This window comes from Flavicella sp. IMCC45537, assembly GCF_057197705.1.
On record NZ_CM170067.1, the window covers coordinates 3625494 to 3651924 of the forward strand.

The window sequence follows — 26431 nt, forward strand, 5'->3', positions numbered from 1 at the left end:
ACCATTCATTTTAATAACATTGTTAATTTCAATTGTTATGCAGTCACAAATCATTGAAAGAGTAGAACCAGCCAATTGGTGGGTAGGTATGGAGTATAATGAGGTACAGGTAATGGTTTATGGTAAAGGAGTTGCTAATTATACTCCTATTATAAAAGATAAGTTAGTTAGGTTGGTAAGTGTGGAGAAGTCTGAAAATAAGAACTATTTGTTTCTAAATTTGGACTTTTCACAATCTATTCCAACAACCTTTGAAATCAAATTTAAAAAGAAAGGAGTTCTAAATGATCTTAGTATAGATTATGAATTAAAAAAGAGGACTGAAAATTCTAGATTAAGAATGGGGTTTGATAGTTCAGATGTTTTGTATTTAATAACTCCGGATCGATTTGCTAATGGAAATAGTGCTAATAATATAGTTTCTGGATTAAAGGAGAAAAAAATTGATAGAAAAGATAATTATGCTAGGCATGGTGGTGATATACAAGGGATAATTGAGCATCTAGATTATATAGAAAATATGGGGTTTACGGCTGTGTGGCCGAGCCCATTATTAACGAATAATATGCATAAGCAATCGTACCACGGCTATGCAATGACAGATTTTTACGAAGTTGACCCAAGATTTGGTGATATGGAAACCTACAAATTGCTGTCTGAGAAAATGCAAGAGAAGGGGATGAAGTTAATTATGGATCAAGTACTGAACCATTGTGGTTTGGAACATTGGTGGATGAAAGATCTTCCTTTCAAAGATTGGGTAAATTATCAAGAAGTATTTGAGCAGGGAAAAGAATTACCTTACTCTAATCATAAACGAACAACAAATCAGGATTTATATGCTTCTGAAAAAGACGCAGAATTAATGACGGATGGTTGGTTTACAAAAGAGATGCCTGATTTAAATCAAAAGAATCCATTTTTAGCAAAATACTTAATTCAAAATAGTATTTGGTGGATAGAATATATGAATTTAGGAGGAATTCGTCAAGATACTTATCCATATCCAGATAAAGAGTTTATGTCTGATTGGGCAGGAACGATAATGAAAGAATATCCGAATTTTAGTATTGTAGGAGAGGAGTGGAGTTACAATCCTCTTTTGGTAGGCTACTGGCAAACAGGAGCTAATAATAGAGATGGATATGAGTCAAGTTTGACTTCTACTATGGATTTTCCGATGCAAAGAAAAATCATTCAAGGTTTAAATGAAAAGGAGACTTGGGAAACTGGTTTGATAAAAATTTATGAAGGTTTGGCTAATGATTTTCATTACGCTACTCCAAAAGATATTATGATATTTTCTGATAATCATGATATGAGTCGTGTGTTTACTCAATTGAACGGAAATGTAATCCATACAAAAATGGCACTAGGTTATATTTTATGTATACCACGAATTCCTCAGATCTATTATGGAACAGAAATTTTAATGAATGATTTTAACAAACCTGGAGATCATGGTTTGGTAAGAACTGATTTTCCTGGAGGATGGATAGGAGATAAAAAAAATGCTTTTACAAGGGAGGGGTTGACCGCTGAAGAAAAAGAGATGCAAATATTTCTAAAAACCTTATTGAATTATAGAAAGGAAAGTGAAGCAATTCATAAAGGAAAAACAATTCATTTTGCCCCAGAGGAAGGAGTTTATGTTTTGTTTAGAAAAACAGAGAATGAAATAGTAGCAATTATCTTAAATAAAAACACAAAAAGTATAACCCTAGATTTAAATCGGTTTTCTGAAATTGGATTGGAGGGTAAACGCATGAAAAATATCCTATCTAAGAACGAGTTTGTATGGGATAAAGAATTAAATTTAAGTTCAGAAGGGGTTTATATTATCACCACTAAATTGTAATTTTTTGAGAAAATTAATTGTTTTTTTTGTTGTTAGTGTTTTTCTTTTTTCTTGCAAGAAGAAAGGGAAGGAAGTACGCATGAAGAACATTTCGGTTCAGTTTTCAGAATATCCAGGAATAATTTCTAGTGGTCATATAAAAAGAATTGATAGTTTTCCTTCAAAATTTGTGAGACCAAGAAATGTAGATATTTGGTTACCGAAAACCTATGGGACAGATGAGCAATATGCCGTTTTGTATATGCATGATGGGCAAATGTTATTTGACAGTACGCTTACATGGAATAAACAAGAATGGAAGGTAGATGAAACGATTTCAGAACTGATGGATCAGAAAAAAATAAAAAACACCATTGTTGTTGGGATTTGGAACCATGCAGATATCCGACATTCAGATTATTTTCCACAAAAGCCATTCGAATCTCTTGGACAAAAATTTAAAGATTCCATTGTTCATAATGTAAAGAGAGGTACGGAGCCTGTTTTTAATGAAAATATTAATTCAGATAATTATTTAAAATTTATTGTTGAAGAGTTGAAACCTTTTATAGATACTAATTTTTCAACTTTAACGGAGCCAGAGAATACCGTTGTCCTTGGTTCTAGTATGGGAGGTTTAATTTCTATGTATGCAATGAATGAATACCCAAAGGTTTTTGGAAGGGCAGGTTGTTTGTCTACACATTGGATTGGAGTCTGGACAGCTGAAAATAATCCAATACCTGAATCTTTTTTTTCTTATATGAGGGACAATCTACCTTCATCAGAGAAGCATAGAATATATTTTGATTATGGCACTCAAACTTTAGACGCATTGTATTTATCATATCAATACAGAGTAGATGAAGTTTTAAAATCAAAAGGCTATTCAGAATTAAATTATAAAAATTTAAAATTTGAAGGGGAAAATCATTCTGAGAATTCTTGGAGTAAAAGATTAGCGATCCCGTTGGAGTTTTTATTAAAAAAATAAAACAGATGAAATACTTTATTTTAACCGGTTTACTGTTTGTTGGCTTAATTATTCAAGGCCAAAATTCAAATAGAATATTTGAAAGTTTTACGGAGGGGAATTCTGAAGTGAAAATTTTTACGAATGACGGTGTTTACTTTTTAAAAGTTCTATCAGAAGAAATCATAGAGACCACTTTTGTTCCTGAAAAAGAATTGCAGATACATGCGTCTCATGCTGTGGTATTGCACCCAAAAAAAGTATCATATAAAGTAAAGGAAACTGAGAATACGTTAGAGTTTTTTACAAAAGGTGTTTCAATGAAGCTTACAAAATCACCTTTTCAGATCCATTATTTTTATAAAGGGAAAAAAATAATATCTGAAGGAAGTGGTTATGTGGATAAAGATTCTTTAGAAGTGTTGAATTTTAATTTAGACAGAACTGAAACTCTTTATGGTGGAGGTGCAAGAGCTCTAGGGATGAATCGTAGAGGTCATAGATTAGAACTATATAATAAAGCGGATTATGGATATGAGGCACATTCTAAATTGATGAATTTTACAATGCCGATTGTGTTGTCCTCAAACAAATATTTACTTCATTTTGATAATCCTCAAATCGGATTTTTAGATTTAGACAGTCATCAAAACAACACTTTAAATTATGAAACGATTGGTGGTAGAAAAACATACCAAGTTGTTGTTGGAGATACATGGGAAGCTATTTTAAATTCTTATACTCAATTGACGGGTAAGCAACCTTTACCACCAAGATGGGCTTTTGGGAATTTTGCCAGTAGGTTTGGCTACCATTCAGAGCAAGAAGCAAGAGAGGTAGTTGCAAAGTTTAAAAAAGATGAGATTCCATTAGATGCAATTATTTTGGATTTGTATTGGTTTGGTAAGGATATTCAAGGCACTATGGGGAATTTTGAGTTTCTAAAAGACTCTTTTCCAACTCCTAAAAAAATGATTGACGATTTTAAAAAGGAGGGGGTAAAAACTGTATTGATAACGGAGCCATTTGTTTTGAATTCATCTAAGAAATGGGAGGAGGCAGTAGAGAAAGATATTTTAGCAAAAAATGAAAAGAGTGAGCCGTATGTCTATGATTTTTATTTTGGGACTACTGGACTGATTGATATTTTTAAAGATGAAGGAAAAAGTTGGTTTTGGGAGATTTATAAAAAATATACCAGCTGGGGAGTTGCTGGTTGGTGGGGCGATTTGGGAGAGCCTGAGGTTCATCCTAGTGATTTGATCCATGCAACAGGTATGGCAGATGAGGTTCATAATGTGTATGGGCATTATTGGGTCAAATTGGTTTCGGAAGGGTATAAAATGGATTTTCCAGAAAAACGTCCTTTTATACTTATGCGTGCAGGTTATTCTGGGTCTCAAAGGTTTGGAATGATTCCATGGTCTGGAGATGTTAATAGAACTTGGGGAGGATTGCAATCCCAAATGGAAATTTCTTTACAAATGGGAATGCAAGGAATGGCTTATATGCATTCTGATTTAGGTGGTTTTGCTGGTAATTATGAAGATGACGAATTGTATACTCGTTGGTTACAATATGGTGTTTTTCAACCAATATTTAGACCACATGCTCAAGAAGAATTGGCATCAGAACCTATTTTTAAAAAGGAAGAAACGAAATTGTTGGCAAAAAAGGCCATAGAATTACGTTATCAATTGTTGCCATATAATTATACACTTGCTTTTGAAAATAGCCAAAAGGGAACTCCGTTAATGAGACCATTGTTGTTTGAGGAACCTGATAATACAGTTATATATACTGTTTCTAAAACATATTTATGGGGACAAGATATTTTAGTACACCCAGTGGTTCATAAAGGACAGAAAAAGGATACTATATATTTCCCTAAGACTAATAATTGGTTTGACTTTTATTCTGATGAAAAATTTAAAGCAGGAACCTCACAAGTTATAAACCTAGTTAAAGAAAATATTCCTGTTTATATTAGAGGAGGTGCTTTTATACCAATGATTAAAACGATTCAGACGACTGAAGAATATTCTTTGGATCAGTTTGATTTGCATTTTTATTATGACAAAGAGGTAAAAGAAAGTAAAGGGAAATTGTATCAAGATAATGGAAAAACACCCAATGCATTTGAACATGGCGTGTATGAGATACTTCGATTTACAAGTAAACTTAAGTCGAACGAAATAGATATTTCTATCAAATCAGAAATAGGTGCCTTAAATAATAGAACGCCTAAAGAGGTTAATTTAATTGTTCACTCGATAGAGAAAACGCCTAAAAAGGTGTTGTTGAATGGTAGAAAAATAGAATTTAGCTATGTAGATAAGAAATTAAAAATAGTTGCAAAAATCACTAAAAAAGATAAAATTAAAATATGCTTGTAAAATCGAAAAATATTAAAGCCTTGACCATTCTTTTTATGGGGGTGTTAATGATCTCTTGCGTTGACCAAAGTACAACTAGAACAAAAGTGAAGGCTCCTTTTGTTTGGGAGGCTGCGAACGTTTATTTTATGCTTACAGATCGTTTTAACAATGGAGATCCATCCAATGATGTTAATTTTGGAAGGGTTGCAGAAACGGGGGTGTTGAGAGGTTTTGAAGGGGGAGATTTAAAAGGTATCACTCGGAAAATTGAAGAAGGATATTTTGACAAATTAGGTGTAAATGCTATTTGGATGACTCCGATAATGGAACAGATACATGGATATGTAGATGAAGGAACAGGAGCTACCTTCGGATTTCATGGTTATTGGATGAAAGATTGGACGGCTTTAGATCCTAATTTTGGGACCAAGGAAGATTTAAAGGAGATGATTGAAACGGCACATGCACATGGTATTCGAGTTTTGTTAGATGCGGTCATAAATCATACAGGTCCGAGTACGGAATCCGATCCAGCTTGGGGAGATGATTGGGTAAGAACAAGTCCAGCGTGTACTTATGAAAATTACGAAACAACTGTTTCTTGCACACTAGTTGAAAATTTACCTGATATTAAAACAGAATCGAATCAAGAGGTTAGGTTACCTAAAGAATTAGTCGCTAAATGGCAAGCGGAAGGAAGGTTAGAAAAAGAAATAAATGAATTGAGTACTTTTTTTGAAAGAACGGGACTACCAAGATCGCCAAGATTTTTTATTATGAAATGGCTTACAGATTATATAGAGGAATTTGGGATTGACGGGTATAGAGTGGATACTGTAAAGCATACAGAAGAGACGGTTTGGAAGGAGTTTAAGAAGCTTTGTAATGACTCATTTAGTTTATGGAAAAAGAATCATCCAGAGCAAGTTTTAGATTCTAACGAATTTTTTACTGTTGCTGAAGTGTACAATTTTAATATTAGTAACGCCACGGCTTTTGATTTTGGAGATAAAAAAGTCAATTACTATGAAAATGGATTTAATAGTGTTATAAATTTTGAGTTTAAATACAATGCTAAAAAGTCTTTTGAAGAGTTGTTCTCGAGATATAGTAATATTTTAACTGGAGAGTTGAAGGGGAAGTCTGTTATGAATTATTTTTCATCACATGATGATGGTCAGCCCTTTGATGCCAAAAGAGAAAAAAATTATGAATCAGCTATAAAGTTGCTTTTAACACCCGGTATTTCTCAAATTTATTATGGAGATGAGTCTGATAGATCTCTGATCGTAGAGGGGGCTAATGGAGATGCTACTTTAAGATCATTTATGAATTGGGAGCAGATAGCAAATGATCTACAAACGCAAGAAAAAATTAGACATTGGGGAAAATTAGGTCGCTTTAGGAGTCAGCACCCAAGTGTAGGTGCCGGTAGTCATGAGATGATTTCTATGGAGCCTTATTGTTTCTCTAGAAATTATAAGAAGGGTTCTTACGTGGATAAAGTTGTGATAGGTTTAAACTTAACAAACGGAATTAAAAGTGTATCTGTAGGAAATGTGTTTGAAGAAGGGATGGAATTGATAGATGAATATTCTGCTCAAAAAGGAGTAGTTAAAAATGGAAGTGTGGAAATAGATTCACCTTATGATATTGTTTTGTTGGCATTGAAAAATTAAAATATGAAAAAAGTAAGTGTTTGTTTAGTTGCGTTGTTGATTTTTTATTCATGTAATATGGAAACATCTAAAAAAGAGTTAACGCCTGAAATAGAGGGTAAAAAAGTGATTTATCAGGTGTTTACACGGTTGTTTGGAAATACAAATTCTACGAATAAACCTTGGGGAACTATTGAGGAAAATGGAGTAGGAAAATTCGAGGATTTTACGATAAAAGCATTAAGTGAGATTAAAGATTTAGGGGTAACTCATATTTGGTATACGGGTGTGTTACATCATGCCATGGTCACAGATTATTCCCAATATGGTATTTCTAATGATGATCCAGAAGTTGTAAAAGGAAGAGCTGGATCTCCATATGCAGTAAAAGATTATTATAATGTGGATCCAGATTTGGCTGTAAATCCGGAAAACAGGATGAAAGAGTTTGAGGATTTAATTGCAAGAACACATAAAGTAGGAATGAAAGTGATTATTGATATCGTTCCAAATCACGTTGCTAGAAAATATGAGGGGAAATCTAATCCAGAAGGTGTTTTTGATTTTGGAGCTAAAGATGATACTAGTGTTGCATATGAAAAAGATAACAATTTTTATTATGTAGAGGGGGAGGATTTCAAAGTTCCTGTACCCTTGAATAATTACAAACCTTTAGGAGGAGAGTTAAATAAAGATATCGATGGAGCGTTTTTTGAGAGACCTGCGAAATGGACGGGTAATGGTTCTAGACTGGCTCAACCACATTTTTATGATTGGTACGAGACAGTAAAAATTAATTATGGTATAAGGCCGGATGGTACGAAAGATTTTGAAGCTTTACCAGAAGGGTATGCACAAGAGTCTTATAGGAAACATTATGAATTTTGGAAAGAACAAGATGTTCCCGATTCCTGGGATAAATATAAAGACATAGCACTCTTTTGGTTGGCGAAAGGAGTGGATGGTTTTAGGTATGACATGGCTGAAATGGTACCTGTAGAATTTTGGAGTTATATGAATTCAGCTATAAAGATGGAAAATCCAAAAGCTTTTCTATTAGCAGAGGTTTATAATCCAAAATTGTACAGAGATTATATTCATAAAGGTAAAATGGATTATTTGTATGACAAAGTAGCGTTATACGATACGATAAAATCGATTGTGAAAGGACATGGTAGTACCGATGCTATTCCAAAAATAGTGAATGATTTGAAGGATATAGAACATCAGATGTTACATTTTTTAGAAAATCATGATGAGCAACGTTTTGCAAGTCCTGCTTTTGGAGGTGACTCCAAAAAAGTAACCCCAGCAATGGTCGTTTCAGCTACTTTGACAACGTCACCAACTATGATTTACTTTGGTCAGGAAGTTGGAGAAAAGGCGCAAGAAAATGCTGGATTCGGTACACCAACTAGAACATCAATATTTGATTATATCGGTGTTCCTGCGCATCAACGTTGGATGAATAACGGGGCTTTTGATGGTGCTAAGTTATCTGATGATGAAAAAGAATTGCGTAGTTTTTATAAAAGATTATTGAATTTTACTTTATCGAGTTCTGCTTTAGTTGGGGAGTATTATGATTTGCACACTTATAATCGTAATATGAATTCCTATGATTCTAATAAAATATTTTCATTTGCGCGTTGGTCAGATTCTGAAAGACTTTTTATCGTCGCTAATTTTGAAAACACTACTAAAGAATTTGATTTGATTCTTCCAAAAGTATTGATAGATAAAATGAAGTTGACCAAGAAAATGTATCAATTGAAAGATCAACTTTATGGAGAAAAAACGAACTTGTTAATAGATAAAGATTCTGGAAGAATTTCTATTAAATTAGAGGGGTTGACTTCTTTTATTTTTAAAATAGAATAGGGGTTATAAGTGTAATATTTACGTGTAAAACACATGTTTAGTGGCTTTTTATGTCGTTCGTAGTTTCGAAATCGATATAGTATCGATAGTTGTTGTCAGTTCAAATATGATATAATATATTTGGTAAAAATTAAACGATAACTTATGATTTTAATAGCAGACGGAGGTTCAACTAAGGTAGATTGGATTGCTTTAGATGAAAATAAAAACCAATTGTTTAAGGTGAGGACCCCAGGTTTAAACCCAGCAGTTGTTGAAGAAAAAGTCTTAAAAGAAAGAGTGCTTTCAGCAAAAGAATTTTCTGAGAATTTAGATAAAGTAACGCAGATTTTCTTTTATGGAGCCGGATGTGGAACGGTAGTAGCAACTAAAATTTTAAAAGATCTGTTTGAAGAACTTTTTACCAATGCTGAGGTTGTTGTAGAAGAAGATATGTTAGCTGCTGTTTATGCTGCTACAGGTAGTGATCCTGCGATTATTTGTATTCTAGGAACTGGGTCAAATAGCTGTTATTATGACGGTAAAAACACCCATATGAACACGGTGTCATTAGGATATCTGTTGATGGATGAAGCTAGCGGTAATTACTTTGGGAAAAGATTGATTCGCAATTATTATTACAAAACGATGCCAGATTATATTGCTAAAAAGTTTGAAGAATCTTATGATTTATCTCCAGATACAATAAAGCATCACTTATATAAAGAACCAAACCCGAATACGTATTTAGCAGATTTTGCAAGTTTTATGTTTCAGTTCAAGGAAGAACAATATGTTAAGGATTTAATGGAGTCAGGGTTTGATGAGTTTTTTATATCAAGAGTATTACCTTTTAAGAAGGATAAATCAACTCCAATTTATTTCATTGGTTCTATTGCCCATTATTTCTATGATATTTTAGAAAAAGTTGCAGATAAATATGAATTAAATTTAGCAGGTGCGATACAACGTCCGATAGATAATTTAATTAAATATCATAAAGAGTATTTAATCAAATAAATCCAATGTTCTTTCTAGTGCCATGCCTCTAGATCCTTTTATAAGGTAGGTGGCTTTTTTAGGAACAAAAGAATTTTTAAACGCTTCAAAGGTGGAATATAATTTTGCTTTTGAAGCGTTTGTTTTGTTAAAATGTTTCCCAATTAAATGAATTTCGTCAATATTTAATTGCTCTACCATATTTACAATCTCCTGATGTTCTAATTCACTTGAATCACCTAATTCAAACATATCTCCTAAAATAGCTACTTTGTTTTCTGCCACAGTATTTTCCAGATTTTTTAAAGCAGCATTCATGCTTGTTGGATTGGCATTGTAAGCATCTAAAATTATTTCCGAAGTTTTTTTTCTGATAATTTGGGATCTATTATTCGTTGGAATATAGTCTTCTATTGCAGATTTGATGTCCTGTGAAGGGATTTCGAAATATTCACCTATTGCGATTGCAGCACTAATATTTGAAAAATTGTAGGTTCCAATTAGGTTGGATTTAATTTTTAAACCTTTGTAAGTAATTTCTAAGAAGGGAGAACTCTGTACTAATTTCGAGGTCTGTCCGAATGTAAACCCATTCATTCCTTTTGTCAATTCTACTTGTTTTAGATCGTTTGTGTTGATAAAAACTTTTTGATTGTTGTTTTTTAAATAGGAGTAAAGTTCTGATTTTCCTTTGATAACTCCTTCTATTCCCCCAAAACCTTCAAGGTGGGCCTTTCCGAAATTTGTAATATAACCAAAATTTGGGGCTGTAATGTTAGATAAAAACTCAATTTCTTTTTGATGATTTGCGCCCATTTCAACAATTCCAAATTCTGTTTGTTCTGTAAATGATAACAGCGTTAAAGGCACCCCAATATGATTATTTAGATTCCCAATAGTAGCGGTAGTTTTAAACTTTTTGGATAACACCACATTGATTAATTCTTTGGTTGTTGTTTTTCCATTGCTTCCTGTTAAAGATAGAATAGGAGTGTTTAATTGTTTTCTGTGGTAGCTAGCTAATTCTTGTAAGGTAGAAAGCACATCTTTTACAAGGATAGTTTTGTTAGAAGAATCGTATATTTCTTCATCAATCACCGCATATGAGGCACCTTGTCTCAGTGCTTTCTTTGCAAAAGTGTTACCATTGAAATTAGCTCCTTTTAATGCAAAAAAGATGGTGTCCTTTTCTATTTTTCTTGTATCAGTGGTGATTCCATTACTTGATTTGAAAAGTTGGTATAAATTAGCTAATTCCATATGATGATTTATTTACCAAAAAAACCTTACTAATATTTAGTAAGGCCTTTTGTATGATGTGATTTTGTATTACTATTTATTAAATTGTGTTTTTTTAGATTGAGTCATATTACCCACTTTATCTAAAGCACATCGGAAACCAATAAATTCGGTTGCCATGTATTGCGGTAAGTATCTCCTTTGTGCAGGGTCTAACCAAAATTCACGATCTCTCCAAGAACCTCCTTTGTATACTCTTGTTTTGTCACCAATCAAAGTAGATCTTTTTTTGTCGTCGTATTTAGTTTCAAATTCTCCTGTTTCAAAGTCAAATGAAGTTACAGGATCTAAAGGAGAGTTGTACATTCTAGGAATATTATCGGTTTCTGTTAAATCGATATTATAATGTCTTGAATTTGTTAAGTCTCCATCTCCTAAACTTGAATTATCAGCTTGTGTGTAGTTTGATCTAAGTTGTGCGTCTTCTTTTGTAATTGGTTCGTAAATAACCTTACCAGGAATATTTTTAGTGATTATTCTTCCGTTAGGCAGTGTGTCGTAGATTACATCTTCGTAATCCGCAATAATAACATTACCATCAGCATCAATAGATTTTTTCATGAATAAATTTCCTCTAACGTAATTGAAATCATTCATTTCAGTATCAACATGAGGTCTGTATACATCATATACCCATTCGGCAACATTTCCGGCCATGTCATATAAACCAAAAGCATTTGGAGGGTATGACTTTATTCTGTTAGTGATATCTGCACCGTCATTACTCCATCCTGCTAAACCACTATAATCACCTCTCCCTTGCTTGAAATTAGCTAATTGATCGCCTCTACTTTTTGTGGAATTGTTACGTGTATATCTTCCTTTCCAAGGATATTTTTTACGACCTCTTATATTGTTACGTTCTCTGTTTTCAATCTGTGCTTTTGCTGCATATTCCCATTCTGCCTCGGTTGGAAGTCTAAAGTCTGGGTATAGTATTCCATCACTAGGTTTTACATGACGTCCAGTCATTCCTTTTCTACCAGTAACGGTATCTTTCTTTATGTCAGATCTGGTAATACTTTTTAGTCCCTTGTCATAAATAGTAGGATCTCCGTCAAATAGTAAGTTTGGGTTGGAATAGTAAGCTTCAGTGTTAAAATGGTTTTTACCTTCAACTACAATAGAATCTTCATTAAATAAATTTTTAATTAGTCCTAGATCCATTAATATTTTTTCATTCACACGATCCGTTCTCCACTCACAAAAATCATTTGCTTGAGACCAACTTACTCCTACAACAGGGTAATTTGCATAGGCAGGGTGTCTTAAATAAGTTTCACTTAATGATTCATTACTTCCCATTGCGTTTCTCCAAACCAAAGTATCTGGTAATGCGGCTTCATAAATATGACTATAGTCATCTACTCTTGGTGGGAAAACTCTTTCTAACCACTTTAAGTATAATAAATACTCAGAATTCGTAACCTCTGCTTCATCCATATAAAATGAACGAACCTGCATTCTTCTTGGTGTTGTATTCCAATCAGACATGATATCATCTTGAACACTACCCATAGTGAAGGTTCCTCCTTCAACCAATACCATCCCCAAAGGTGTTTTTTGTTCTTTGTATTTGTTGTTGATCGCGAATCCCCCATAATCTGGATCATTAAACTTCCAACCTGTTAAAGTAGAGGTGGTTGAGTTTTTGTTTGAAGTAGATTTTTCACTACAACTCACCATGCTAATTGTTAATAAAGCAATGGCTATATATTTTATTTTAAACAAATTTTGCATATTTGATATAATATTACGGGGTATTCTAATCTTGTCGCAATTTACACTAATTATGGTTTTTTGCAATAAATAGATGTTAAAAATACGAATGTAAAAATTAGAATTTTTGGTTTCAATGTCTTTTAATAACGATTGGTTTATTTCTTTATTATGTCATATCTTGCAGTCCTGAACAAATTTGACTATTTTAACGTAATATGGCAGAAAGATTCATTAAAGTTTTATACGTATTTCTATTGTTTTTCTCTTTGAATAGTTTTTCTCAGAAGACAGTTAGAAAGTCCATTGATTTGGACTGGGAGATGAGTAAGCAATTAGAGGTATCAAACGGTGTGAAGTTGACATATCCACTCGTTAAAGATAATTTTTTAGATGGAAAGGGAGTTCCTTCTTATTATGAGAATTGGGAAGTTTCTTCGGGTGTTACTGCAATAGAGTATTCGCTTGAGAATATAGTCTATGAGGTGGTAGGTGCTAATTTTCTTCAAAATATTTCATTAGAGGCAATACCGTTTTCGGTTAAAAGTACTTTGAATATTTCACATGCAAATGAGATAGGAGGAGTTTCTTTTAGTTTAACTCCTTTGGTTAAAGAAGGAGAAATTGTAAAGAAAATCGTCTCTTTTGATTTGGTGTATGAATTAAAGTCAACTGCCCAAAAATCACTTCAGGTTGCTGATTTTTCTGATTCAGTTCTGAAGTCTGGAGCTTGGTATAAAATTTCCATAGACAGAACTGGTGTTTTCAAATTGGATAAAGATTTTCTGAATAGTTTGGGGGTTTCAACGGATGGTTTGGATCCTAGAAATATCAGAATTTATGGTAATGGGGGGAAGATGTTACCAAATTTAAATTCTGAATTTAGATATAATGATCTTCAGGAGAATGCAATCTTTGTTAGTGGAGAGTCTGATGGGGTTTTTCATGATTCGGATTATATTCTTTTTTATGGTCAAGGGGCACATGATTGGGTAAAAGAGGATGAAAATTCAATTTACCACAGGAAAAATATCTATTCCGAAAAAGCCTTTTATTTTTTAAATGTAGATTTAGGTCCAGGTAAAAGAATTTCTGATGCTACTGAGGTTACAGAATCAACTACTGATGTAGTATCATCATTTAAAGATCATTTGTTTAATGAAGAAGATAGGGTGAATTTAATTGGAGCAGGTCAACAATGGTTTGGCGATTCCTTTTTAGTTCAAAATTCAAGAACTTATTCTTTTTCGCTGAATAATATTGATACTTCAAAAGATGTGTTTTTTAAAGTGCGTGCAGCATCAACGGCAACAACTGCTACAAGTTTAAATGTAACTGTTAACAATACCGCATTATTTAATTTAAGTTTTTCGGCTATTTCTGGAATTACAAAAGCTAGGGCTTCTGTTAATAGTGGAGAATTAGATGTGAATGATTCATCTATTAATGTTCAACTCTCTTACAGTCAGAATGGAAACCCAGCGGCAGAAGCGTTTTTAGATTATATTGAGGTAATTGGTGATCGGTTTTTAGTTGCAGATGGAAGTCAATTTGGATTTAGAAATTTTATATCTCAAGAGTCATCAAAGGTATTGGAGTATGTAGTTCAGAATAAAAATCAAGTAAACATGATATGGGATGTAACGAATCCTATTGAACCTAAAAAAATATTAAATCAAAGTGCTGGTGATGATTTTCATTTTAAAAAGAATTCTGGTGTTTTAGGTGAGTATCATGTGGTTAGTAATTCTAACTTTTATACACCGCAAATTGTACAACAAGGTACTATTTCGAATCAAAATTTGCATGGATTAAGAGATATTCAATATGTACTTATAACCAAAGATAATTTTATGAGTCACGCACAACGCTTGGCAAATTACCATACCGCAAATTCAGGACTTTCTACCCGGGTAGTTTCATTAACCCAAATATATAACGAGTTTGGTTCTGGTAGTCCAGATGTTACTGCTATTAGAGATTTTGTCAAGTACTTATATGATAATGCGACTTCTACGGATAATAAAATAAAGTATTTATGTACGTTTGGAGATTCGTCTTATGATTACAAGGATAGAATAGCTGGAAATAATAATATTGTTCCTGTGTATTTGGCATATGAGAGTTTTGATTTAGTAAACTCTTACGTTACTGATGATTATTACGGAATGATGGATAGTAATGAGGGGAATATGACTTCTTCTGACAGACAAGATGTTGCAACTGGTAGGATTTTGGTTTCTGATGATGCTCAAGCAACCATCGTAGTGGATAAAATTTTAGCTTATTATAACAGTAGTTATTTCGAAAATTGGCATAATGCCATTACCTTGGCAACTGATGATTTAGATAACGCAAGTGAGTTTGTATTTCAAACAGATATGGACGAAATAGCAGAGTCTATCGTTTTGAATAAACCTCAATATAATATCAAGAAAATTTACTCAGATGCTTATGTAAAGCAAGAAACAACTGGAGGGGTGAGATACCCTGATGTAAATGCCGCAATAACGAATTCTTTAGAGAAAGGGACATTGTTGTTTAATTATTTTGGACATGGAGGAGAAGGGGGATTTGCCTCTGAAAGAATTTTAACTATTTCTGATATAAAATCGTTAGTGAATTTTGAAAAATCCCCTTTGTTTATAACTATTACTTGTGACTTTACTAGATTTGATAATCCTGCTCGTTTTACCGCAGGGGAAGAGATGATTAATAGTAGGATTGGTGGTTCAGGAAGTTTAATCTCTACAACGAGAGAAGTGTATATCTTTTATGGTAGAAACTTTAATAAAATTTTGACGCCAAAAATATTGGGGTATGATGGAAACGACAATACGATTGCAGAAAATTTAATGCACTCTAAAAATGAGGTAAGCCCAAGTTTGGATCAAAGATTTTTTATTTTTTATTTGGGAGATCCGGCTATGAAATTAGCTAGACCAGGACCGAGTGTCACGATTACTCAAATAAATGGGGTTGATATTAGTCAGCCAAGGGATACGATAAAAGCCTTGTCTAAAATAAATATTGCAGGGGAGGTTAGAGATATTAACGGAGCAGTTTTGACCGGTTTCAATGGTGATTTATCAACGACAATTTATGATAAACCAACAACTAGAGAAACGATAAACAATAAAGGGTTTACTGATAATAGTGGGAATCCATTGATAATGGAGTTTGAAACGCAAGAAAATGCCGTGTTTAAAGGAAAGTCCGAAGTTGTGAATGGTGTTTTTAATTTTGATTTTATAGTACCGAAGGATATAAAAATATCGTATGGTGCTGGTAAGATTAGCTTGTATGCCTTTGATGAAACTGGTGGAAAAGGGGGGTATGATCTTGAGACTGTGGTAGGCGGAATTAATGATGCTGCTGAAGAAGACTTAGTGGGGCCATCTATTGAGTTGTTTTTAAATGACGAGTCGTTTCAAGATGGAGGAAACACGAGTGCTATTCCTAAATTGATTGCTAAATTATCAGATGATAGTGGAATAAACACATCCTCGGGGGCGATAGGTCATGCTATTACCGCAGTTATTGATGGAGATGAAGGAAATCCAATTTTGTTAAATGAGTTTTATGAGGCTGAAACGGGTGATTTTACGAAAGGAAATGTAAATTACACCCTTCGGAAATTAGAGCCTGGTTCTCATACCTTAAAATTAAAAGTTTGGGATACGTACAATAATGCTTCCGACAAAACGTTAACATTTACAGTGACAAGTAGTGATGAGTTTGTTTTGGAAAATGTATTAAATTATCCTAATCCATTTGTTAACTATACGGAGTTTTGGTTCACACATAATCAGCCGAATGAGTTGTTAAATGTAAAAATATATGTTTACACAGTTTCTGGTAAATTAATAAAATCAATATCTGAAGTTGTTCAAACATCAGGAAGTTTATCTAGGACTATTACTTGGGATGGGAAAGATGATTTTGGTGATAAGGTAGGTAAAGGAGTATACGTATATAAATTAGAAGTTACGAATGTTATAAGTGGTGTAAAAGCCGAAAAATTTGAAAAATTAGTATTGCTTCAATAAAGCATAAATTAAATAAATGATATGAAAAGAAAAATAGGGGTATTTTTGATTCTGATAGGTGCTGTATTACATGTTAAAGCTCAAGCGCCTGAGCCTAATCCAATTCAAACAGGGGTTCCATTACTCTTAATTTTGTCTGATGCAAGAGCAGCAGGACAAGGAGATGTTGGGGTGGCAACAACATCTGATGCAAATTCGATATACCACAATTCAGCGAAAATGGCGTTTAATACTTCCGAATATTCAATTGGTGTGAATTATACTCCCTGGTTACAGAGTTTGGTTGATGGCTTGTTTGTGGGGGGAGGATCGATTATTAATAGGATTGACGAAAGAAGCGCTTGGGGTGCAGATATAAGATATTTTTCTTTAGGGGATATTGATTTATATGATGATGGGGGAAATAGTACGGGAAGTGCTAATCCGTATGAGTTTTCTGCTTCAGGTTCTTATGCTCTGAAATTAAGTGATTATTTTTCGATGGGTGTTGCCTTACGTTATATGCGTTCTGATTTCAAAATAACAGGAACGGACCAAAATTTAAATACAGTAAATGGTTTTGGCGTTGATGTTTCAGGGTTTTATCAATCAGCTGAAAGAAATTATGGAAGTTTTAATGGTAGAATTAGAGCCGGTTTTAATATTTCAAATATGGGGCCTAAAGTATCATATACCGCGGGTAGAGAAGATTTTATTCCAACTCAATTGAGATTGGGAGGAGGGTTCGATTTTATAATAGATAATTATAATACATTAGCGTTAACATTGCAGTTGTCTAAGCTTTTAGTCCCAACTCCTCCAATTAGAGATGATAGCGGTAATGTAATTAAAGGAAAAGAAGATAATGTAGGATGGGTAGAAGGAATGTTCCAGTCCTTTGCTGATGCTCCATACGGATTTGGAGAGGAAATGCAAGAGATAAACATAGGTTTCGGAGCTGAATATGTTTACAATGATTCTTTTGCATTACGTGGTGGATATTATCACGAAAGTGAAATGAAAGGAAATAGGCAATATTTTACTATGGGTGGTGGTTTGAAAGCTAAAGCTTTTAATATAGATTTGTCTTATTTGGTAAATGCTGCTTCCTCATATAACCCATTAGAAAGTACTTTACGATTTTCGTTATCATTTGATTTAGGAGATATTTACGATAATTTCTAGATTTAGATATCTAAAAATTCATGAAATATCTTAAAGCATTCAGTTTTTCTGTTTGTTTTAAGATATTTTTTTGTCGTAATGTTGAGGACATGGTTTATGTGTGTATTTTAGCATTTCTAAATTTAAATTAGTTACTAATTTATGGCGATTTATTCGGTAATTACTGGTACAGGGAGTTCGATCCCTTTAATTATTAAAAAAAATAGTGATTTTAACGATCAGCTTTTTTTGAATGAAGATGGATCTTCTTTTAAATATGAAAATGCTGTAATTATTGATAAATTCAAGCAGATTACGGGAATTGAAGAAAGAAGATATGCAGAAGATTCGCAAAGTGCTTCAGATTTAGCCTCTATCGCTGCTAAGAAGGCCATTGAAAATGCAGAAGTGCATAAAGATGATATAGATCAAATTATTGTAGCTCATAATTTTGGTGATGTTAAAAAAGGAAGCGTTCAAGGAGATACTTTACCAAGTTTGGCTTCCAAGGTTAAAAATAAACTAGGGATTGTAAATACAAGTTGTGTAGCTTACGATTTATTATTTGGTTGTCCAGGTTGGGTTCAAGGGCTTATTCATGCTGAGGCTTTTATCAAGTCGGGTATGGCAAAAAAAATACTTGTAATTGGAACGGAAACGCTTTCTAGGGTTGTCGATGATTATGATCGTGATTCGATGATTTATGCAGATGGTGCTGGTGCTGTTGTGATTGAAGCAACTGAAAGTTCTCAAGAAAAAGGAATTATTAACTATGGTGCAAAAACCTTTACTGAAGAAGAGACAAATTATTTGTTTTTCGGAGGTTCTTATAAATCGGACACAGAAGCGAATACTTGTTATATAAAGATGCACGGAAGAAAAATCTACGAGTTTGCGTTGAACAACGTTCCAAATGCAATGAAAGAGGTTTTGGATAAGAGTGGGTATAGGATTGAAGACCTCAAAAAGATATGCATACATCAGGCAAATGAGAAAATGGATGAGGCAATCATCAAACGTTTTTACAGGTTGTATAAAAGGCAGGTGCCTGAAGGGATTATGCCTATGAATATTCATAAGTTAGGAAACAGTTCTGTGGCCACTGTTCCCACCTTGTTGGATTTAATTTTAAAAGATGAAATGGAAGGGCATCAAATAGAAAAAGGAGATGTAATTATGTTGGCTTCGGTTGGAGCAGGAATGAATATTAATGCCGTAGTCTACAAGTTTTAAAAAGCTAAGCTTCTACAAACTCAATAAGGAATAGTTGGGCCAGATGTTTTGTTATTTTTTCTTTTACCTCTTTCTCTGAAACTTTTCGGCCAAGTTCAGCCTCCATAGAGGTAACCGCTTTACCTTTAATCCCACATGGAATGATATTGTCAAAATAACCTAAATCAACGTTAACATTTAAGGCAAATCCGTGCATACTAACCCATCTACTGCAACGTACACCAAGAGCACAAATTTTTCTCGCAAAGGGAGTGTTAGTATCAAACCAAACTCCAGTTTCTCCTTTGCTTCGTTCAGCGTTTAAACCGTATTCTTTAAGTGTTAGTATAATTGCTTCTTCTAGAAATCTTAAGTATTTATGGATGTCTGTAAAAAAGTTTTCAAGGTCAAAAATTGGGTACCCAACAATCTGTCCGGGTCCGTGATAAGTGATATCTCCACCACGATTGCTCTTGTAAAAAGTAGCGCCTTTTGCCTCTAGTTGCTTTTCATTTAACAACAGGTTGCTTAGATCACCACTTTTCCCTAAAGTATATACATGTGGATGTTCTACAAATAGTAAAAAGTTATCAGTAGGCGTTTCTGTTTTATTGTTTCTATTGAGCATTTTTTTCGCGACAATTTCGTCAAATAACTCTACTTGATAATCCCATGCCTCCTGGTAACCTTTCAGTCCTAAATCTTGTATTTGTACTTTTTTATTCATGTAACAATAAATGCCTGTTATAGAGTATGCAAATGTCTGAAAAATAACTGACTTTAAGATAGTTTTGGAAAGACTAGTTTTTTAGGTTTTGTTAAGATTCTGATTTGGATAAAAGTGTATTTTTGTAGAAAACAGAATTGATGTCTATAGAAGTAATTAATATATCGAAGCACTACGGAAAGAAGCTGGCACTTGAAAATGTGTCCTTCAAGATAAAAAAAGGTGAAGTAGTTGGTTTTTTAGGTCCAAATGGAGCTGGGAAGTCCACTTTGATGAGGATTATAACTGGGTATATTGACTCTTTTCAAGGAGAGGTGAAAATAGAAGGAGTTTCTATAGAAAAAGATTTGAAGTTCATTCAGAATAATATTGGTTATCTACCAGAATCCAACCCGTTGTACAATGAAATGTATGTGTTGGAGTATTTGACTTTTATTGCTGAAATTCATAAAGTTGATAGATCTAAAATTAATGGATTAATAGATAGAGTTGGTTTAACTCCAGAGGTACATAAAAAAATAAAAGAGTTGTCTAAGGGGTATAAGCAAAGAGTTGGTATTGCAGCCGCACTGATACATAATCCAGCGATTCTTATTTTGGATGAACCGACAACAGGGTTAGATCCGAATCAATTGATTGAAATAAGAAGTTTGATAAAGGAATTAGGAGAAACCAAACTGATACTTCTTTCTACACATATAATGCAAGAAGTGGAAGCGGTCTGTAGTCGTGTGCTTATGCTAAACCATGGTAAAGTAGTTGCAGATGAAAATTTGGATCTATTGAAAGAACGTCAAGATCAAGTGATAGAGGTTGAGTTTGATTATCAAATAGAAGAGCGATTCCTTAGAGAAATATCTCATATAAAAGATATTAAATCTCTTGGAGGTTCTGCTTGGCAATTGACATTTGCAATTAAAGATGATCTACGATCAGCAGTTTTTGATTTCGCTACAGAAAATGGTTTGAAAATTATTCAAATGAATACTCAAAATAAAAATTTAGAATCTTTGTTTTATGAATTGACTAACTGATGTCATTCACTTTCATTCTTGCATTGGCAGAAACTCCAGATTCACTAAAATTATTTTGTAGATATTTATAGTATCCAGCAATAGCAATCATTCCAGCATTATCCGTGGTGTATTCAAATTTGGGAATATAAGTTGTCCATTTGTACTTGCTCTCTGTTTCTTTTAGACGTTTTCTAATTTCTGAATTCGCTGAAACACCACCGGCTATTGCAACATGGGTAATTCCGGTTTCTTTAACCGCATTTTTCAATTTATCCATTAAGATTGTTACAATGGTATGTTGTAAAGAAGCGCAAATGTCATAAAGATTTTCTTTAATGAAATTTGGGTTCTCTTTTTCTTCTTTTTGGATGAAATATAAAAAGGCTGTTTTTAGTCCACTAAAACTAAAATCCATAGGTCCTACTTTTGGCTTGGTAAACTTGTATGCCAATGGGTTTCCTTGTTTAGCATATTTATCAATTAATGGTCCACCAGGATATGGTAAGTCAAGAATTTTAGCAGATTTATCAAAAGCCTCTCCAACAGCATCATCTATTGTTTCACCTAAAACAGACATTTTAAAATAATCTTCAACTTTTACGATTTGGGTATGGCCTCCACTAATGGTCAAACATATAAAAGGGAAGGGAGGTTTTTCTGAACCTTCTTCATCAATAAAGTGAGCAAGAACATGGCCTTGCATGTGGTTTATATCTAAGAGGGGAATATTTAGAGATAAGGCTAAAGATTTTGCAAAAGAGGTTCCAACTAATAATGATCCCATTAATCCAGGTCCTCTTGTAAAAGCTATGGCATTTAAGTCTTTTTTGTCGATATTTGCTTTCTGAATTGCTTGTTGAACCACTGGGACTATATTTTGTTGATGTGCACGAGAAGCAAGTTCTGGAACAACACCTCCATATTCTGCGTGTATTGCTTGATTGGCAACGGTGTTTGATAGGACTTTATCATTACAGATCACAGAAGCACTTGTATCATCACATGAAGATTCAATGGCTAGTATATAAACGGGTGTTTTAGACATAATAAATATTTTTAGGCATCCTTTTTGCAAATAGGAAACAAAGTTAAAGCATATCGTACGAATTAGAAAAATACTAACTAGAATTTTAGCAATTGTTTTGCTTTTATTACTTGTATTAGGTGTTTTGCTAGCACAGCCATCAGTGCAAACAAAGGTAGGTTCTAAAGTTTCAGGGTTTTTACAAGAAACTTATGATGCTGATATAAAGGTAGATAAGATTAAAATTTCACCTTTTGGAGAGGTTCAATTGTCTGGGGTTTTAATAAAAGATCATCATAATGATACGTTAATAGCAGTAAAAAAGATACAGTCGGAACTTTTAAAAATAAATTCTTTATTAAAAAACAAACTTGTTTTAGGGGAGTCTGAGTTATATGATGGGGTTTTTCATATGAAAACATACGAAGGAGAAGAAACCAATAATCTAACAATATTCTCTAGGAAATTTAGTAAGAACAAAAAAACGAAAGCTAAAAAACCATTTAAATTATTTTCTCCGTATATCGGTTTACATAATGTTGATTTCGACATTGTCAATGAAAATAAAAAGCAGAATTCTATGATTGTTTTTTATTATGGAATTAAAGGTATAGTAAAAGAGTTTGATTTGAATGGGACTCGGGTAGGCCTGCGTGTTGAGAATGCTTCTTTTGTAGATAATCATAATTTGAAAGTCGAGAATTTAACCACTTCTTTTACTTACACAACAAATCAAATGCTTTTTCAAGAGGCATATCTAGAAACTTCACATTCTAAAATAGATATTGATGTGGTGTTTAATTATGATGGGGATGATCTTCAAGATTTTAATAATAAAGTCGAAATTGAAGCGATATTAAAAAATTCAAAAATATCATTAGTTGACCTTAAAAAATTATATAACGAGTTTGCTGGGGATGACTTATTAAATGTGAGTTCCACTTTTAAAGGAAAGATAAATGATTTTAAATTATCTCATTTTAATTTAACATCTGGATCAGATTTCAAAATAAAAGGAAATTATCATTTTAAAGAAGCCTTAAGTCAAGGAAGCCAATTCTCAATTTATGGAGTAAGTGATGAGTTAAAGTCGGATTATGGTCAGTTAAAAAATTTAATGCCGAATGTAATTGGAAAAAATCTTCCATCTGAATTGAAAAAAATTGGTGTTTTTTCTGTTTCTGGAGCTACTTTAATAACCAAGAATAAATTGGACCTGGCGATTGATATTAGATCAAAAATGGGAAAGGCTAGTGTTGATTTAGAACTTACAAATATCGATAATATTGATGAAGCTACTTATGATGGTTATGTTAATGTTACAGATTTTGAATTAGGGAAAATGATTGGAGATCCTTTAATTGGTCAACTTTCTTTTGAAGGGGAAGTAGAAGGAGAAGGTTTTAAATTAGAAAACATTAACACTTCACTCATCGGAATTGTATCTAAGCACCAGTATAAAGGATATACCTATAGAGGTGTTCAAATTGATGGGGTGTTGCAAAATAAATTATTTAATGGGCATTTGATGATAGATGACCCCAATATTAGTTTTGATTTTACGGGACTAGCTGATTTATCTAAAGAAGACTATGAGTTTGATTTTAATGTTAAAGTGGATCGTTTCGATTTAAAAACCCTGCACTTATTTGAACGTGATAGTATTTCCGTGATTAAAGGAGATATAAATATTGATTTGACAGGGAATTCTATAGATAATATTATTGGTAATGCGAGTTTTAAAAATGCATCCTATACCAATGAGTTTAAAGTTCATGAGTTTGAAAATTTTTCATTAAAATCTCAAAAAAATGAGCATTTAAGAACGATTGAGTTTAATTCTGAAGACATTATTAACGGTCAAGTTCAAGGTGCTTTTAGATTTGCTGATATTGGGAAAATGGTCCAGAATTCTTTAGGAAGCATGATGGCAAATTATACTCCTATAGAGGTGGAAGGGGATCAGTTTGTAGAATTTGATTTTGAAATTTTTAGTCCTATCATTCCGGTATTGTCACCTAAAATCAGCTTGTTGTCAAGTGCTAAATTACAAGGTAAGGTGATCGAAGAAACAAATGATATTAAAGTTTTGTTTTCTACTCCGAAAATTAAAATGAATAATACATTTATTGATAGTATTAATGTCAAATTAGATAATAAAAATCCTGCATTAAATACGAATGTATCCATTAAACAAGTAAAATCACCTCAGTATACGGTTCGGGAGTTTAATTTGTATAATAAAAAGGTAAATGACACTCTCTATTTTAGGTCTGATTTTACTGGAGGGAAGGATAATGAGGAAAGGTACGGTGTAGTATTTTACTATACTATTGATAAAAATAAAGAATCCGTATTAGGGATTTTGAAATCCAAAATATTATTCAAGGACAAGGAGTGGATGATCAACCCTAATGACAACAAGAATAATAAGTTAGTTTTTAATTTTAAAAAGCAGGAATACGAAATAAAAGAAATTGAACTTCTTACAGAAGGGCAACGAGTCAAATTTGAAGGAGTAATTAGGGACTCTACCTACAAGAATCTTAAGATGGATTTTGATAATGTAAATCTTGACGCCATCATGCCAAAAGTAGATTCTCTTTCATTGGGAGGAGTTCTAGATGGTGAATTAAATTTCAAACAAGAGAATGGGATATACAACCCGCTAGGGAATTTAGATATTAAAGAATTTACGATAAATGGATCATTACAAGGTGATTTAAATATGCATGTAAATGCCAATGATTCCTATAAAAAATATCAAGTGGATGTATCCTTGCAAAACGAGGCCTACAAACAATTAGATGCAGTAGGTTATATCGATATAGGTCCTAAAATCCCTTTGATAAATTTAGATGTAAAACTGGATGGTTTTTATTTGAATGCTTTTAGTCCGCTAGGGAAAAACGTATTATCTCAATTACGTGGAGTGGCAAATGGAGAGTTTCATGTAGTAGGAGCCTTGTCAAATCCAGATATGAATGGTGTGATTGAGTTGGAAGATGCTGGGTTCACATTTCCATATTTAAATGTTGACTACAATTTGATTAATGATCCCAAAGTTACCTTGAGTAATCAAACGTTTAGTTTTGATAATTTAATAGTTGAAGATACTAAGTATAAAACTAATGGAATTATTAACGGTACCATTAAACATTCTTATTACAAAAATTGGAATTTAGATTTAAATTTAAAATCGGATAGAATTCTTGTTTTAGATACGGAAGATGGTGATAATGTAAGTTATTATGGTACTGGATTTATTCAAGGCTTGTCCAATATTTCGGGAACTACGAACGACTTAAATATTGACGTAAAAGCAAAAACTTTAGAAGGGACAAAGTTTATCATTCCATTAAACGATGTAAAGGCTGTTGAGAATTCTGGTTTGATACATTTTAAATCTGATGAGAAAAAAGATTTTGAAACGAGTTTATTTGATAATGAGTTTTTGATTGAAAAATTTCAAGGTCTGTCATTGAATTTCGATATAGATGTAACTCCAGATGCGGAAGCAGAAATAGTGATTGACAGAGTTTCGGGGAGTTCATTGCGTGGAACAGGATCAGGGAATTTATTGATTGAAATTGATACCAAAGGAAAATTCAATATGTATGGAGATTACCTTATTGATCAAGGGTTTTATAATTTTATTTATGGAGGATTGATAAACAAACCTTTTGAAATTGAAAAGGGAGGTTTGATTTCTTGGGATGGAGATCCTATGAATGCAAATCTTAATATTAGGGCAACGCATAGAGTGAAAGCAAATCCGAAAGTTTTATTAACGGATTTAAATACAAGTAGAAAAATTGCTGTTGACCTTATTACAGATATAACAGGTAGTTTATTTAATTCTCATGAGGATTTTAGCATTGTGATTCCAAACTCAAGTTCTACAGTAGCTTCTGAGCTTTCTTTTGTTTTGAATAATGACGATGAGAATGCGACACTTCGCCAGTTTTTCTCGCTACTATTGGCAAAGAGCTTTTTTAATGAAGAAAATGTAGCTTCAAGTGGTGGATCGTTTGTTTCAGGAACAACCTCAGATATTATTTCGGGGGCTCTTTCTGATATATTTAATGAGGATGGAGATAAATTTCAAATTGATCTTGGATATACTTCAGGTGATAAAAGTGATGTTGAAGAATATAATATAGATAATCAGGTAGATATATCCTTGAAAACACAAATCAATGATAAAATATTAATAGATGGTAACTTAGGGGTACCTGTTGGGACTAAAACACAGTCTAATGTTATTGGTGAAGTAAAAGTAGAGTTTTTAGTGGATGATGAAGGTAAACTTAGATATACGGTGTTTAATAGACAAAATGAGGTTCAATATTCACAGGAGGAAGAGGGTTACACACAAGGAATAGGACTAGTATATCAAATAGATTTTAGCAGTTTAAAAGAAATGTTTTCAAAATTTGGTTTTGGAAAGAAAAAAAGAAATACTTTTGACAACCTTGATGTAGAACAGATTTCAGATGATTTGATTTTAGTAGTTCCATCAATATTGTAGAAATAA

15 protein-coding genes are annotated in these 26431 nt (G+C 33.0%); 11 read left to right on the forward strand and 4 right to left on the reverse strand.

Annotation, left to right across the window (positions count from 1 at the left end):
- Nucleotides 1–37 precede the first annotated feature (37 nt).
- The 6 genes from AC2DGP_RS14780 to AC2DGP_RS14805 all read left to right on the forward strand — a co-directional run bounded on the left by AC2DGP_RS14780 (nt 38) and on the right by AC2DGP_RS14805 (nt 9726).
- Nucleotides 38–1858 carry a glycoside hydrolase family 13 protein gene (locus AC2DGP_RS14780; RefSeq protein ID WP_484490833.1) on the forward strand — a complete coding sequence of 607 codons (1821 nt, stop codon included), beginning with the start codon at nt 38–40 and terminating at the stop codon, nt 1856–1858.
- Nucleotides 1859–1862: 4 nt separating this feature from the next.
- On the forward strand, nt 1863–2831 hold the full coding sequence (locus tag AC2DGP_RS14785; RefSeq protein WP_484490834.1) for an alpha/beta hydrolase: 969 nt from the start codon (nt 1863–1865) through the stop codon (nt 2829–2831).
- A 5-nt stretch (nt 2832–2836) separates the two neighbouring features.
- A complete protein-coding gene (locus AC2DGP_RS14790) occupies nt 2837–5206 on the forward strand; it encodes a TIM-barrel domain-containing protein (protein WP_484490835.1) in 2370 nt (789 codons plus the stop codon).
- A complete protein-coding gene (locus AC2DGP_RS14795; protein WP_484490836.1) occupies nt 5197–6867 on the forward strand; it encodes an alpha-amylase family glycosyl hydrolase in 1671 nt (556 codons plus the stop codon). Before AC2DGP_RS14790 ends, AC2DGP_RS14795 begins: the two co-directional genes overlap by 10 nt.
- A gap of 3 nt (nt 6868–6870) precedes the next feature.
- Entirely contained in the window at nt 6871–8727 is a 1857-nt protein-coding gene (locus tag AC2DGP_RS14800; protein ID WP_484490837.1) for an alpha-amylase family protein, read from the forward strand.
- 144 nt (nt 8728–8871) lie between these two features.
- Nucleotides 8872–9726 carry a BadF/BadG/BcrA/BcrD ATPase family protein gene (locus AC2DGP_RS14805; RefSeq protein WP_484490838.1) on the forward strand — a complete coding sequence of 285 codons (855 nt, stop codon included), beginning with the start codon at nt 8872–8874 and terminating at the stop codon, nt 9724–9726.
- Here the strand turns inward: AC2DGP_RS14805 and AC2DGP_RS14810 are convergent.
- Both AC2DGP_RS14810 and gldJ read right to left on the reverse strand, forming a co-directional pair.
- Nucleotides 9715–10965 (reverse strand): UDP-N-acetylmuramoyl-tripeptide--D-alanyl-D-alanine ligase, encoded by a 1251-nt coding sequence (locus AC2DGP_RS14810; protein WP_484490839.1) that lies wholly within the window; start codon nt 10963–10965, stop codon nt 9715–9717. The genes AC2DGP_RS14805 and AC2DGP_RS14810 overlap by 12 nt on opposite strands.
- 72 nt (nt 10966–11037) lie before the next feature.
- Nucleotides 11038–12744, reverse strand: coding sequence for a gliding motility lipoprotein GldJ (gene gldJ, locus AC2DGP_RS14815; RefSeq protein WP_484490840.1), 1707 nt, complete (start codon nt 12742–12744; stop codon nt 11038–11040).
- Between the two features lie 197 nt (nt 12745–12941).
- Between gldJ and porU the strand changes: the two genes are divergently transcribed.
- The 3 genes from porU (at nt 12942) to AC2DGP_RS14830 (ending at nt 19148) form a co-directional block, all read left to right on the forward strand.
- Entirely contained in the window at nt 12942–16772 is a 3831-nt protein-coding gene (porU, locus tag AC2DGP_RS14820) for a type IX secretion system sortase PorU (RefSeq protein ID WP_484490841.1), read from the forward strand.
- 21 nt (nt 16773–16793) lie between these two features.
- Complete coding sequence (gene porV, locus AC2DGP_RS14825) at nt 16794–17936, forward strand: type IX secretion system outer membrane channel protein PorV (RefSeq protein WP_484490842.1); 1143 nt, start codon at nt 16794–16796, stop codon at nt 17934–17936.
- Nucleotides 17937–18077: 141 nt separating this feature from the next.
- Nucleotides 18078–19148, forward strand: a complete 1071-nt coding sequence (locus tag AC2DGP_RS14830) for a 3-oxoacyl-ACP synthase III family protein (protein WP_484490843.1) — start codon at nt 18078–18080, stop codon at nt 19146–19148.
- A gap of 4 nt (nt 19149–19152) precedes the next feature.
- Here AC2DGP_RS14830 and lipB read toward each other — a convergent pair whose 3' ends face one another.
- Entirely contained in the window at nt 19153–19854 is a 702-nt protein-coding gene (gene lipB / locus AC2DGP_RS14835) for a lipoyl(octanoyl) transferase LipB (RefSeq protein ID WP_484490844.1), read from the reverse strand.
- A 140-nt stretch (nt 19855–19994) separates the two neighbouring features.
- On the opposite strand from lipB, the gene gldA reads away from it, so the two are divergent.
- Complete coding sequence (gene gldA, locus AC2DGP_RS14840; protein WP_484490845.1) at nt 19995–20888, forward strand: gliding motility-associated ABC transporter ATP-binding subunit GldA; 894 nt, start codon at nt 19995–19997, stop codon at nt 20886–20888.
- On the opposite strand, the gene tsaD is transcribed toward gldA, so the two are convergent.
- Complete coding sequence (tsaD, locus tag AC2DGP_RS14845) at nt 20881–21915, reverse strand: tRNA (adenosine(37)-N6)-threonylcarbamoyltransferase complex transferase subunit TsaD (protein WP_484490846.1); 1035 nt, start codon at nt 21913–21915, stop codon at nt 20881–20883. The genes gldA and tsaD overlap by 8 nt on opposite strands.
- Nucleotides 21916–22012: 97 nt before the next feature.
- On the opposite strand from tsaD, the gene AC2DGP_RS14850 reads away from it, so the two are divergent.
- The gene (locus AC2DGP_RS14850) at nt 22013–26425 is read left to right on the forward strand and encodes a translocation/assembly module TamB domain-containing protein (protein ID WP_484490847.1); all 4413 of its coding nucleotides are present in this window, start codon (nt 22013–22015) and stop codon (nt 26423–26425) included.
- Nucleotides 26426–26431 lie beyond the last annotated feature (6 nt).

Bases quoted from the DNA above. Each gene is read 5' to 3' on its own strand.
- porU (WP_484490841.1), top strand. From the start codon at position 12,942: ATGGCAGAAAGATTCATTAAAGTTTTATACGTATTTCTATTGTTTTTC.
- AC2DGP_RS14800 (WP_484490837.1), top strand. From the start codon at position 6,871: ATGAAAAAAGTAAGTGTTTGTTTAGTTGCGTTGTTGATTTTTTATTCA.
- AC2DGP_RS14805 (WP_484490838.1), top strand. From the start codon at position 8,872: ATGATTTTAATAGCAGACGGAGGTTCAACTAAGGTAGATTGGATTGCT.
- AC2DGP_RS14780 (WP_484490833.1), top strand. From the start codon at position 38: ATGCAGTCACAAATCATTGAAAGAGTAGAACCAGCCAATTGGTGGGTA.
- gldJ (WP_484490840.1), bottom strand. From the start codon at position 12,744: ATGCAAAATTTGTTTAAAATAAAATATATAGCCATTGCTTTATTAACA.
- AC2DGP_RS14790 (WP_484490835.1), top strand. From the start codon at position 2,837: ATGAAATACTTTATTTTAACCGGTTTACTGTTTGTTGGCTTAATTATT.
- lipB (WP_484490844.1), bottom strand. From the start codon at position 19,854: ATGAATAAAAAAGTACAAATACAAGATTTAGGACTGAAAGGTTACCAG.
- AC2DGP_RS14795 (WP_484490836.1), top strand. From the start codon at position 5,197: ATGCTTGTAAAATCGAAAAATATTAAAGCCTTGACCATTCTTTTTATG.
- AC2DGP_RS14830 (WP_484490843.1), top strand. From the start codon at position 18,078: ATGGCGATTTATTCGGTAATTACTGGTACAGGGAGTTCGATCCCTTTA.
- tsaD (WP_484490846.1), bottom strand. From the start codon at position 21,915: ATGTCTAAAACACCCGTTTATATACTAGCCATTGAATCTTCATGTGAT.
- AC2DGP_RS14810 (WP_484490839.1), bottom strand. From the start codon at position 10,965: ATGGAATTAGCTAATTTATACCAACTTTTCAAATCAAGTAATGGAATC.
- gldA (WP_484490845.1), top strand. From the start codon at position 19,995: ATGTCTATAGAAGTAATTAATATATCGAAGCACTACGGAAAGAAGCTG.
- porV (WP_484490842.1), top strand. From the start codon at position 16,794: ATGAAAAGAAAAATAGGGGTATTTTTGATTCTGATAGGTGCTGTATTA.